10 protein-coding genes and 2 tRNA genes are annotated in these 12,029 nt (G+C 71.6%); 2 read left to right on the top strand and 10 right to left on the bottom strand.

All coding sequences use genetic code 11. From position 1 onward, the window contains the following. Window positions 1–98: 98 nt before the first annotated feature. From QM517_RS04210 to QM517_RS04195, 4 genes are all read right to left on the bottom strand, one after another. Window positions 99–965, bottom strand: a complete 867-nt coding sequence (locus QM517_RS04210) for a zinc-ribbon domain-containing protein (protein ID WP_283285416.1) — start codon at window positions 963–965, stop codon at window positions 99–101. A gap of 34 nt (window positions 966–999) precedes the next feature. Further along, window positions 1,000–1,188 carry a zf-TFIIB domain-containing protein gene (locus QM517_RS04205; RefSeq protein ID WP_278101705.1) on the bottom strand — a complete coding sequence of 63 codons (189 nt, stop codon included), beginning with the start codon at window positions 1,186–1,188 and terminating at the stop codon, window positions 1,000–1,002. 105 nt (window positions 1,189–1,293) lie between these two features. Beyond that, a tRNA-Ile gene (locus tag QM517_RS04200) sits at window positions 1,294–1,367 on the bottom strand. Between the two features lie 335 nt (window positions 1,368–1,702). Beyond that, window positions 1,703–2,665 (bottom strand): DMT family transporter, encoded by a 963-nt coding sequence (locus QM517_RS04195; protein ID WP_175627605.1) that lies wholly within the window; start codon window positions 2,663–2,665, stop codon window positions 1,703–1,705. A 41-nt stretch (window positions 2,666–2,706) separates the two neighbouring features. On the opposite strand from QM517_RS04195, the gene def reads away from it, so the two are divergent. Beyond that, window positions 2,707–3,273, top strand: coding sequence for a peptide deformylase (def, locus tag QM517_RS04190; protein ID WP_283285413.1), 567 nt, complete (start codon window positions 2,707–2,709; stop codon window positions 3,271–3,273). A 75-nt stretch (window positions 3,274–3,348) separates the two neighbouring features. After that, window positions 3,349–4,401: a hypothetical protein gene (locus tag QM517_RS04185; protein WP_283285410.1), complete on the top strand. Its 1,053-nt coding sequence runs from the start codon at window positions 3,349–3,351 to the stop codon at window positions 4,399–4,401. A 4-nt stretch (window positions 4,402–4,405) separates the two neighbouring features. Here the strand turns inward: QM517_RS04185 and QM517_RS04180 are convergent, their stop codons facing one another. The 6 genes from QM517_RS04180 to QM517_RS04155 all read right to left on the bottom strand — a co-directional run bounded on the left by QM517_RS04180 (window position 4,406) and on the right by QM517_RS04155 (window position 12,025). Next, window positions 4,406–6,760 carry an acyltransferase family protein gene (locus QM517_RS04180; RefSeq protein ID WP_283285409.1) on the bottom strand — a complete coding sequence of 785 codons (2,355 nt, stop codon included), beginning with the start codon at window positions 6,758–6,760 and terminating at the stop codon, window positions 4,406–4,408. A gap of 79 nt (window positions 6,761–6,839) precedes the next feature. Next, window positions 6,840–7,772, bottom strand: coding sequence for a glutaminase A (gene glsA / locus QM517_RS04175; RefSeq protein ID WP_283285407.1), 933 nt, complete (start codon window positions 7,770–7,772; stop codon window positions 6,840–6,842). A gap of 132 nt (window positions 7,773–7,904) precedes the next feature. Then, window positions 7,905–7,977 (bottom strand) — tRNA-Asn (locus QM517_RS04170). Window positions 7,978–8,039: 62 nt separating this feature from the next. Continuing rightward, window positions 8,040–8,813: an ATP-binding cassette domain-containing protein gene (locus QM517_RS04165; RefSeq protein ID WP_283285406.1), complete on the bottom strand. Its 774-nt coding sequence runs from the start codon at window positions 8,811–8,813 to the stop codon at window positions 8,040–8,042. 45 nt (window positions 8,814–8,858) lie between these two features. After that, complete coding sequence (gene dnaG / locus QM517_RS04160; RefSeq protein WP_077051516.1) at window positions 8,859–10,709, bottom strand: DNA primase; 1,851 nt, start codon at window positions 10,707–10,709, stop codon at window positions 8,859–8,861. After that, window positions 10,709–12,025, bottom strand: coding sequence for a deoxyguanosinetriphosphate triphosphohydrolase (locus tag QM517_RS04155; RefSeq protein WP_283285404.1), 1,317 nt, complete (start codon window positions 12,023–12,025; stop codon window positions 10,709–10,711). Before QM517_RS04155 ends, dnaG begins: the two co-directional genes overlap by 1 nt. Window positions 12,026–12,029 lie beyond the last annotated feature (4 nt).

Here is a 12,029-nt window from a genome sequence, read left to right as displayed (position 1 = left end):
CTTCGCGCCACCGCGCGGCGGACGCGTCGCGGGTTCGGGGCCTCGTTCGTGCACCGGGGCGGACATCGCGTCCCCCGGTGCACGAAACGCGCCCCGGTTCATCGTGAGTACGCGTCCACGAGCAGCGGACCCCGGATGCCGCGGAACGCCTCGATCAGCCGGTCGATCGCCGCACGATTCCAGCTCGTGAGATGCAGGTCGTGGGGTCCGAGCGGCTCGAGCTTGCCGGTGCGCACTCGCACGACCTCCCACCCGACGGCGCGGAGCGCGCGATCCTTCCGCCGATCGGCCTGCTCGCGTCGACCGACGTGCTCGAGGCCGTGCCGCCCGATCGAGTCATACTCGACCGCGATGCGGAGTTCGGTCAGCACGAGGTCGGGCCAGATCTCCCGGTGCTGGAAGAACGGCCGGGTGACGCGGACGGCGTTCAGCCCTTCGGTCAGGGCGAGCCGCGCGAACAGATCGGCGCGCAGGCGGTCCTCCGCCGCGGACGCCGGAAGTGGCGCGCACGTCGAGACGAACGCTTCGCCGGGCGGCAGGTCGGGCGTCTTGTCGCACAGCGGCGGCGACTTCTTGGGCCTCCGGGGGCGCAGCACTCCTGTCGCGGACACCGGCGGCGCGTCGACGGATTCGCGCATCGGCAGCGCGGGGACGCGCGTCGGGGACGCCAGCTCGCTGCACTCCGGACACCAGGCGCTGCGGCGCCGCTCGCGACCGGGGCGGAGCCGTTGCTCGGTGGGCGTCGCGGCGAACCGGTGGCCGGAGTCGCACTGCCAGAGCAGCAGCACGTCGGCGGCGGGCGGGACCTGGCTCAGGGCGATCCCGCCGTTGAGGTCGGGGTGGTACTGCCGGATCAGCGCCGGGAAGGCCGCCCACGCTTCGCGGTACGCGCCGATCGCGTACGGGACGTCGACGCCCTTCGACCACCGCCGCCGGGCCCACCACGCTTCGACTCTCTCCGCCACGGGAAGACCGTAAAGGAGGCCTCCGACACCGGCCTCAGTCGTCCCAGCGGTCGTCGTCGCCCGCCGACTCGTCGGAGCGTGACCAGGCGAGCCGGAAGCCGCAGTCGCGGCACTCGTCGGCATCCACGCCCTCGTCCAGGAGCGGGTGCATCGTGATGCCGCACGACGGGCAGATGGGCTGCGCGGCATCCTGGTCGTCGTCGTACGGGAAGAGGAAGGTCATGGTCGGTCCGCTCGGGTCGGCGTCTCCGTCAGGTGCGGAAGACGACGGGGAGAACGCCCCGCGCTGTCGCGGTGTTCCCGCATCCGTCCGTGGGCGGGGCGTGAGTAGGGCGGGTGGGACTTGAACCCACGATCGTCGGGTTATGAGCCCGCTGCCTTGACCAGCTTGGCCACCGCCCCGTGTGCGTCCGAGCCTACCGGCATCCGTGTGCCCCGCCGAAGCGGCCGGATCACGTGATCCGGTCGACCGTACGGGCTGTGGGGCGCCACGGCGGGTACGTTCGGCCACGTCACGTGATCTGGCGCCGCGTACCCGGCGAAAGCTCACGCTCGGGTCGAGCGCACACGTTCGGGCCGACCCGGTCGTGTGCGCTCGACGCGGTCATGTGCGCTCGAGTGGATCCTGTGCGCTCGAGCGGGTCGTGTGCGCTCGGCTGGGGCGTGTGCGCTCGAGTGGATCGTGTGCGCTCGAGCGGATCGTGTGCGCTCGAGCGGATCGACAGCGCCGCGCGCCGTCAGTGCACGCGGGGCTTCTTCGGCTTGCCGTCGGCGGTGATCTGCGGGTGGTGGCGGGTCAGCTGGATGACACCCCACGTGGCGATCGCGCCGGCGATGACGAAGCCGATCAGCGCCCAGGCGGGAGCCGTCGAGGCCTCGCCCAGCACCGAGAGTCCGATGAGCACGGCGACGATCGGATCGATGACGGTGAGACCGGCGATCACGAGGTCGGGCGGCCCGACCGAGTAGGCGGTCTGCACGAAGTAGGCGCCGACGCCGACCGCGGCGAGCAGGGCGATGACGCACAGCAGCGTCAGCCACTCGAAGTTCCCGGCCTGGATGCGGCTGATGATGACCTTTGCGAGCGTCGCGACGAAGCCGTAGATGACGCCGGCGGCCATGATGTAGAACAGCGCCTGCGCGCGGCGCCGGACGAGGAACCAGAACACCCCGAACACGACGACCACGACGGCGAGTATGCCGAGGATGATCCACAGCTCGCGCGAGGTGACCACGTGCTCGGTCGCGAAGAACGCGGCGATCGTGACGAAGATGAAGATGCCGCCGACGCAGGCCGCGATCGCGATGAGCGATTGGCGCGTCGGCTTGTGGTGGCTGACCCGGGCGTTCAGGACCGTCGTGATGACCAGGGCGATCGCGCCGAGCGGCTGCACGAGGATCAGCGGCGCGACCGAGAGGGCCGCGAGCTGACACACGATCGCGAGGGCCAGCATCAGGGTGCCGGCGACCCAGGACGGGCGCGTCAGCAGCGACGTGACCTGAGACCGCGAGAGTCCGCCGGTCGTCTTGCCGGAGAGGCGTTCGACCTTCTGCACGCCGCGGTGCTGGTATTGCGCGCCGAACGACATGAAGACCGCGCCCAACAGCGCCAGCGGGATACCGAGCAGGATGCGGGGATCGCGGAAGACTCCGACGAGCTGATCGATACCGTCGGTGAGGGAGACATCGAGCGGAATCACCCTCCGACGATAGCCGCCGCGTCGCCGCATAGGCTGGTGACGTGGCCGTTCTCCCTATTCGCATCATGGGCGATCCCGTCCTGCACTCCCCCGCCTCCCGCGTCGACGAGATCACCGACGAGATCCGCACGTTGGTCGCCGACATGTTCGAGACGATGGATGCCGCTCCCGGCGTCGGTCTCGCCGCGCCCCAGGTGGGCGTGGGTCTGCGCATCTTCACGTACACGTACGAGGACGACGAGGGCCAGCCGTGGCGCGGGGTCGTCATCAACCCCGAGTTGTGGATCCGTCCGCTCGAGCCGGGCTACCCCGATCCGGACGAGGAGTCCGAGGGATGCCTGTCCTTCCCCGGTGAGCGGTTCCCGCTGCGCCGGTCGGAGTCGGCGTTGCTCACGGGGGTCGACCTCGAGGGCCAGCCGGTTCGCATCGAGGTGTCGGGCTGGCGCGCCCGCATCCTGCAGCACGAGTTCGATCACCTCGACGGCGTGCTGTACGTCGACCGGCTCGACGAGGAGGACAGCCGGATCGTCGCGAAGATCGCCAAGAAGCGCAAGTGGGGGAAGCCCGGCGCGTCGTGGATGCCGGGGGTCGGCGACATCGACGCCTGAGTCCGGGAAGCACCCCGAGCGCAACCCCTGTTCTCCGCTCCGGTGGCCCCGCTAGACAGTTCGCGGGGGGTTGTCGTGGGCAAGCGTGTCGCGGGCTGGGTGTGGATCGTCGCGGGAGCCGTGGCGGTCGTGATATCCGCCGTCCTGCTGCCCCGCGGAGGCGTCGCGAGCCTCCTCGCGGCCCTGTGCCTGTCTGCGGGGGTCGCTGTGGCGGTGTTCGGTGTGACGGTCCTCGTGCGCGCGGAAGGCGCAGCCCTCCGCGCGGCGGTGAGCCCGGCCGACGCGCGTCGGCGCGCGCGGCGGTCGATGTGGGCGATCGTCGTCATGGCGTTCCTGGTTCCGGTGCTCGCGGCCGTCAGCGTCCTGACGACGGTGCTGAGCGGGGCGGCACTCTCCCCCGCGAACGTCGTCTTCGTCATCGGCGGCGCGTTGGCTGTAGCCGGCGGAATCGTCGTGGCGATCGAACTCTCCCGCAGCCGACGCGGGGATCCGGACCCCTTGCAGCCCGGGATCGCCGCGCCGCCGGAGGGGGACGTCTGGGTGGTCGTCGCGAGGCGTGATATCGGGGCGATGCTCCTCTACGCCGCGTCGTTCGTGGGATTCGCCCTGCTGCTCGGGTTCACGTCGCTCCGGCTGATCGTGCTGCTCCTGGAGAACACGCCCGCCGCCTGGGTCGTCGTCGTCCTCCTCGTGGCAGTCCTGAGCGTCGCCGGCGGGTGGTGGTTGTGGCGTCGCTTCCCGGCCGTCAGCGTGAACCCGGGTCTCGGGCTCATCCGGGCCGGCGGCCGAGAGCTCGCCGCATCGGAGGTGTCGTCCGCACGTCTCACCGTGGCATCCACCGTGCCGGGCGGTCCTCGAACACTCTTCCTGACGCTGGAGGGCCCCCGAGGGTTCCGCGCCCCGCTTCTGCTGCGGCGGGGCGGCCGTCTCGTGATGACCGAGGTCGAGCGCGGCGCGGCTCTGTCGATCACTCGTGCGGCATCCATCCGGCTTCCGCACGCGCCGGAGGATCCGAAGGGCAAGTTCTCCCGCTTCAGCCATCCGGGCTACGTGGATGCCACGCAGGCGGCATCCGTCGTGGAAAAGCCTCCGCGCGACGGCGAGGAGCTGCCCGTCTCGCTGGTGTGACGCCTCAGTACAGGCCGCGCGTCTGCAATTCCTGCTGGAGGATCGGCGCGAGGCGCTCGGCGAACGCCGGAGTCAGGTGCGTCTCGTCGTAGCGCACCGGTGTGTCGCCCGCGAAGGCGGGGCAGACGTTCTGAACGCAGGTGAACGGCAGTGCGCTGATGGCGGTGTTGCCTGTCGCGGTCGCCTCCGCCTCGGTCGCCCTCTCCATCTGCGTCCACACGTCGTCGACCGCGGCCAGGCAGGAGGACGGGCCGGTCAGGGGCGAATAGCACCGGTTCAGGTCGGCACCGTGCGGCGGCGGCGAGAGGAACACCGTTCGCCCGGTCGGTGCCCACGTGCCGACTTCCGCGAAGGTCGAGGTCGCCAGTTGCGCGGGGTCGAGAGACGCACCTCCGATCGCCGTCCCCAGGGTGAAGGCGTTCGAGACGATCACGAGGTCCGCCGGGTCCGCCGCGATCATCGCCCGCACCTGCGCCTTCCGTGTCTCGCACCCGGCGTTGACCGCGGGATCACGGCTCTCGATCATGACGTCGGTGAAGCGGCATCCATACATCCCCACCGTGGTCGCGCGCCACGAGCCGCCGCTCTGCTCCGCGAGCTTCGCGATCGCCGGTGCGTAGGCCATGGCACTGGAGTCGCCCACGAGATACAGGTGATGGGATGCCGTGGGATCGCCGAACGTGCAGCGGCTGGGATCGGGCGCGACATCGGGGGTGAAGCAGTCGTGCGCGCGGTTGTCGGAGGACGACTCGCGGATGACCTCGTCGAGTCCGGGGTGGAGCTCGGGCCAGGTGGACGCGCTCACCGCCGCGGCGAGCTCCGCCTGCAGGGTGGGGAGGGCCGCGGCGACCTCGGCCGGGTCGGCGGCGGGAGGGGCGGCCACCAGCGCGGGCAGCTGCAGGACGGGGGCGCCGTAGGCCACGAAGATCGCGAGGACCGTGGCGCCCGCGCCGATCGTGAGCGTGGCCGCGGCGAGGCCGATCCGCGCCGAGTAGCGTTCGCGCCACGCCGCCCACGTGGGCGGGCGCAACGGGGCGACCACCGGTTCCGATCCCGGTCGAGGTTCGGATTCGGGTGCGACCGGCGGAACCGCGACCGTCGGCGGTTCCGGGTCGACAGGTGCCGGGGGCGCGGCATCCGGCTCGCCCATCCGCGGTCGTGCCCCGGGGTAGTACCGCTGGCCCGGCACCCACCCCGCGGGACGGGAGGCGAGCGTCGTCGGCCGCGCGACCGGCGCCGCCGCAACCGGCTCGGGAACGTCCGGCTCCTCCCCCATGGCACGGCGGCGCTCGAGCCACGGCGACCGGTGGATCGGCTGCTCGATACCCAGGTACGTCGCGATCGTGAGCACCGCGGTGATCAGCAGCACGATCGGCATCCAGGAAGGACCCGGCGGGAGCAGGACTCCGGCGAACACGATCACGGGCAGATGCCACAGGTACAGCGAGTAGGACACGTCGCCCAGCGCCACGCTCAGCGGGTTGGTCAGCGGGAAGAGGTGGCGGTGGCGCGGGTCTCCCCCGATGCCGCCCGCGACGACGAGGGCCGCGCCGGCCACCGGAAGGGCGGCCCACGGCGCGGGGAACGGCGACGCGGGCTCGATGACGAGGAAGGACGCCCCGACCACCGCGAGACCGAGCCAGGCGAGGAGGCCGCGCAGCGGCGCGGGCATACGTGAAAGTACGGGCGAGAGGGCGGCGAGGACCGCGCCGACCCCGAGCTCCCCCACTCGGGCGAGGGTCGAGAAGTACGCGCCCGCGGGGTCGCTCGCCGTGAGTTGGACCGCGGCGCCGGCCGAGGCCGCGACGACGAGGACCGCGATCACGCCGACGACCGCGCGGGTCACCGCTCCCCGGCGTCGCGCCACCGGAAGGACGGCCACCGCGATGACCAGCAGGAGCGGCCACACGAGCGAGAACTGCTCCTCGATCGACAGCGACCAGAAGTGCTGCAGCGGCGAGACGTCGGTGGCGGAGAAGTAGTCGCGCCCCTCGAGCCCGAACCTCCAGTTCGAGACCAGGCCGAGCGCCGAGAGCGCGTCGCCCAGGGTCTGTTCGGCGCGAGTGCGGTGGAACACGACGTACCCGAGGCTCACGACGACCGTCAGCACGAGGAGCGCGGCGGGTAGCAGCCGGCGAAGACGGCGGCCGAAGAACCCCCGCAGATCGACCGAGCCGGACGCTTCGAAGTCACGCAGCAGGATGCCCGTGACGAGAAAGCCCGAGATCACGAAGAACACGTCGACGCCGGCGAACCCGCCGGTCGGCCACCCGGTCAGGTGGCCGGCCACGACCCCCACTACCGCGAGAGCCCGGAGCCCCTGCAGGTCGCGACGCGGACGGCTCGCACTGCTGGGCACGGTGTGGCATCCTTCCGGGCCGCCGGGCGCAGCCGGAGAGAGCTTACTGGAACCGCTCCCACGGCGCGGATCCGGGGCGTCACCCCGTCGCGAAGCTGTGCAGTCCGAGATCCTCGCCGAGCGTCTCCGCGATGAGCCGCCCGCGGACGCTCGTCCCCTGCGCATCCAGCGGAGGACTCACCACGGCGGCCCCGAGCCGCCCCGGGACGGACAGGACGATCGCGCCCGACACGCTCGACTTCGCCGGGATGCCGACCGCCCGCATCCAGCGGCCGGAGCCGTCGTAGACCCCGCAGGTCGCCATGACCGAGACCACGTCGCGCGCTACGCGCGCCGGTACCACCCGCTCGCCCGAGCGGGGGTTCACGCCTCCGAGCGCGAGCGTCGCGCCCATGAGCGCGAGGGTCTCGGCATCCACCATGGTCGCGCAGGCCCGGGCGTACACCGCGACGGCGTCGTCGGCGCTCACGCGCATCGTGCCCTCCGCGCGCATGAGGTGGGCGAGGGCGTGGTTGCGGTCGCCGAGCAGGTGCTCGTTGTGGGCGATGGCTTCGTCGACCTCCAGCGCGCGCCCGGCGAAGGCGGCCAGACCGCGCGAGATGCGCTCCATCCGCCCCTCGACGCCGTCGCCGTCGACGAGCGACGCGGTGAGCAGCGCGCCGGCGTTGACCATCGGGTTCGGCGGGCGACCGGTCCCGCTCTCGAGCTTGAGGGCGTCGAACGCCTCGCCCGTCGGTTCGATGCCGACGCGGTCGAGGGCCTCGCCGTCGGTGTCGAGCAGGGCGAGGGCGAAGAGGAATGGCTTCACCGCGGACTGCAGACTGAAGGCCACGTCGCTCTGCGAACTCGATCGCACGTCGCCGTCGGGCAGGGCGAGCGCGAGCGCGCAGAGGTCGGGATCGGCATCCGCCAGCTGAGGGATGCTGTCGTCGACGCGGCCGCCCCGGTCGGGCAGAACGCGGGCGCGGAGGCCCTCGAAGTCGTACGAACGCGGATCGGAGGGGGATGCCATGCCCTCAGCCTGTCAGGCGGAGGCGCGGTCCGGGTCGCCCGGTGCGGAGCCGCGACCCGGGCAAAAGGTAAGGCCCGGGGTGGAAGCCCGGGCCTAGGTGAGAGGCGCGTTTAGATGGACGCGGATCTCTCGCTCCCCGGCTTGGACTCGAACCAAGAACCTATCGGTTAACAGCCGATTGCTCTGCCAATTGAGCTACCGAGGATCATGCCCGCCTGGCGGTGGGCAACCAGACGATACTAACAGCACCGCGCCGCAGCGGAAAAATCAGCCCGCCGAAATCCGTCGGTCGGGCGCGCCGTCGGGGGTCCACTGGAGTCCCTCGGCGCCGTGGCCGTACGCGACGACGTGACCTCCGCGCAGCACCAGCACATCGGCATCCAGGTCACGGGGGGCGTCGGCGTCGTTGGTCACGACGAGAGAGGCCATTCCGCGCTCGTCCCGGCGACGCGTGATCGCCGTGCGTGCCGCCCGCCGGACCTCGACGTCGAGGTTCGCGTACAGATCGTCGGCGACGAACAGGCGCGGTTCCAGCACGAGCGCCCGGGCCAGCGCGACCCGCTGCCGCATCCCCGCGCTCAGCTCGTACGGATATTTCGGCGCCGTTCCCAAGGGCAGCTCCATCTCATCGAGCAGCGTCGCCACGCGCACCGCGAGGGCGCGCGTGTTCACGCGACGGTCGCGGGCCGTGATCGGCTCGGAGATGACCTCGTGCACGGTCAGCCGCGCGGGCAGGTTCGCGCCCGCGCCCTGGGGCAGATACCCGGTGTGGAACGTCCATTCGCGCACCCCCCGACCCGGATGCCGCGCGGAGATGCCGTGGACGCGCGCGTCTCCCCCGACGACGCTCAGCCCCTCGTCGGGGCGTCCGGCCAGGAGCGACGCGAGGGAGGTCTTGCCCGAGCCGGTCGGTCCCATCACCACGAGGCTGTGCGCCGCCGGGAGCGTGAAGGCGACCCCGTCAATGACGCGGACGCCGTTTCGGGCGAGCGAGAGGTCGTCGGCTCGGATGGCGACGTCGGTGTCGAGGGTCCGGGGCATGTGGACATCCTCCCTGACGGATGGCGCGGACGCCACCGCGACGCGTCAGGAAGCCGTCAGCCTCTGGCGATCGGCATCCAATTCGCGCAGTCGCAGACGCAGCCGCCGACCCTCCTCGGAGTCGGCCGGGACGCGCTGGATGTCGCGCAGCAGACCGTTCTTCTCCCGTTCGAGCTCGCGGACGAGGAGGCCCCGCGCCAGGTCGTTCGCGGAGGCCACCGCGCCTTCTTCGTTGCGCGCGGGGAACTCCGCCGTGAGCAGTTCGGCCGCGAGGGTCCGGAAAGGTTCGCGTACCGCTTCGACGGCGGCCACGGCCCAGCCCGGTTGCGACAGATCGGTGGATGCCAGGGTGCTCCGCACCGCCTCGAGGGCGGGGTGGCCGAACGGCGTCTGCAGGGCGCGGAGGAACAGATCCGGTTCGATGCGGTGCCCGTACTGCAGGAACGCCATCATCGCACCGCGCTCGAGCGCGACGTCGCGGGTGTTGGGGAGCTGCGCCATCGTCACGGACACCGCCACGGGGGCCGGAGCCTCAGCCGCTCCCCCGCGCTGCGCGTCGCGCTTCTCGGCCCGATCCGCACCGCGCGCCGCGCGTTCGACGGCGCTCTGCACCTCGGGGATGTCCAGCCCGAGACGCCGCGCGAGGACCCGCACGTATCCGGGGCGCAGGGCCGGGTCGCGGATGTCGGCGACGATCGGCGCCGCGGCTCGCAGCGCCCCCGCGCGGCCCTCGACGCTGGAGAGGTCGTAGTCCTTCAGGCGCTGGTCGATGACGAACTCGAACATCGGGGCCTTGTTGTCCATGAGCGCGCGCACCGCGCCGTCGCCGCGCTGCAGGCGCAGGTCGCACGGATCGAGGCCCTCGGGAGCCACGGCCACGTACGTCTGCGCGGCGAAGCGCTTCTCATCGGCGAAGGCGCGCAGCGCCGCCTTCTGGCCGGCGGCATCCGGGTCGAAGGTGAAGACGACCTCGCCCGACGACGTGTCGTCGCCCATCACGCGTCGGAGGACCGTGATGTGATCGCTGCCGAACGCCGTCCCGCACGACGCGATCGCGGTCGTGATGCCCGCCAGATGGCAGGCCATGACGTCGGTGTACCCCTCGACCACGACGACCCGGTGCTCGCGCGAGATGTCGCGCTTGGCGAGGTCGAGGCCGTACAGCACCTGCGCCTTCTTGTAGATCGGCGTCTCGGGGGTGTTGAGGTACTTGGGGCCCTGATCGTCGTCGTACAGCTTGCGCGCGCCGAAGCCGATGACCTGCCCGGTGACGTCGCGGATCGGCCAGACGACCCGCCCGCGGAAGCGGTCGTAGACACCGCGCTGCCCCTGCGACACGAGCCCCGCCTGCACGAGCTCGTCGCGCGAGAACTTCTGGCCGAGCAGGTGGTCCATGAGGGAGGACCATCCCTTGGGGGCGTAGCCGACGCCGAAGTGCGCCGCGGCACCCGCGTCGAACCCGCGGTCGCCGAGGAAACGGCGCGCCGTGTCGGCCTCGGGCGACATCAACTGCCCCCGGAAGTATTCGGCGGCCGCCGCGTTGGCGGCGTACAGGCGGGAGCGGCCGGTCGTCTCGGGAGCCGCTCCTCCGTCTTCGTAGTGCAGGGTGTAGCCGACGCGTGCGGCCATGCGTTCCACGGCCTCGGTGAACGACACGTGGTCCATCGCGCGGAGGAACGAGTACACGTCGCCCGACTCCCCGCAGCCGAAGCAGTGGTAGTACCCGACCTGGGGGCGCACGTGGAAACTGGGACTGCGCTCGTCGTGGAAGGGGCACAGCCCCTTCATCGATCCGACGCCCGCGGGCTTCAGCGCGACGCGCTCACCGACGACGTCGGCGATGTTGACCCGCGCTTTGACCTCGTCGATGTCGGCCTGCCGGATACGCCCCGCCATCAGGCATCCGCTCCCCGCGGCGGCCGGGCGCCCGGCGCCCAGATACCGAGCTCGGCGGCATCCACTTCGCCCACGAGCCGCCCGTGCCACGCGATTGCGAGCTGATCGGTGAGACTCGCGACCTGGTCGACCACCACCCGGCGCCGTGCGACGTCGTCGACGGCGGTCTCGAAGTCGGGCGCGTGCAGGGTGTCGAGCGCGTCGGGGTGCTCCCACAGGGCGGACGCGAGTCGCTTCAAGACGCGTCGCTGCTCTCGGTACAGCGCCTTCCGGCCGTCGATCGAGACGACGGTGGCGCCGATGATGCCCTTAAGCACCGCCATCTCGGCCTCCACGACGCGGGGAACGACCACGTGCGCACGGTACCGCGTGAGGTCGCGGGCCGGGTAGGCCTCGCGGGTGGCGGTGGTGGCCGCGCGGGCGAAGCGCCCGATGAGGTCGGACGTCAGGTTCTTCAACCGGGCGAGCGCCGGACGCGAGCCGTCGAACGAGCCGATCCACTCGGGCAGACGCATCAGGCGGTACAGCGCGTCGGCCAGTTCATCGCGCGCGAAGTCATAGCCGACCCACGTCTGGATCGCGGTGAGCAGGGACTCGTGGCCGGCCGGGGATGCCAGAAGGGCGGGGTCGATGTAGCGGTTGACGACCGCGTCCTCGAAGTCATGCACCGAGTAGGCGATGTCGTCGGAGAGGTCCATGACCTCGGCCTCGATGCAGCGCACCCGGCCGGGCGCGCCGTCGCGCATCCAGTGGAAGACGGGCTCGTCGTCCGGATAGACGCCGAACTTCAACCGCCCGCCCGGGTCGGGCAGCGGCGCATCGGCCGTCCACGGGTACTTGCACGTGGCATCCAGGCTCGCCCGGGTGAGGTTGAGGCCGAAGGAGTGCCCGTCGGGACCGATCACCTTGGGCTCGAGCCGCGTGAGGATCCTCAGCGTCTGCGCGTTGCCCTCGAAGCCGCCGATGTCCTCCGCCCACTCGTTGAGCGCCCGCTCGCCGTTGTGGCCGAAGGGCGGGTGCCCCAGGTCGTGGCTGAGGCACGCGGTGTCGACGACGTCGGGAGAGAGCTCGAGCGCGGTGGCGAGCTCGCGCCCGACCTGCGCCACCTCGAGCGAGTGCGTCAGACGATTGCGGGCGAAATCGGCAGGGCTCGCGGGGCTGAGCACCTGCGTCTTGGCGGCGAGGCGCCGCAGAGCCGCCGAATGGAGAACGCGCGCGCGGTCGCGCGCGAAGTCGTCGCGCTGGGAGCGGTGCTGCTCCTCGTGGAACCGGGCGGCGTCGACGTCGTCGTACCCGGACGGGCGTGCGACGCCCACCCCC

This window comes from Microbacterium sp. IEGM 1404 (assembly GCF_030056775.1).
GTDB lineage: Bacteria > Actinomycetota > Actinomycetes > Actinomycetales > Microbacteriaceae > Microbacterium.
Note: the sequence above shows the minus strand (reverse complement) of the source record. Positions and strands in the feature narration are given on the sequence as shown.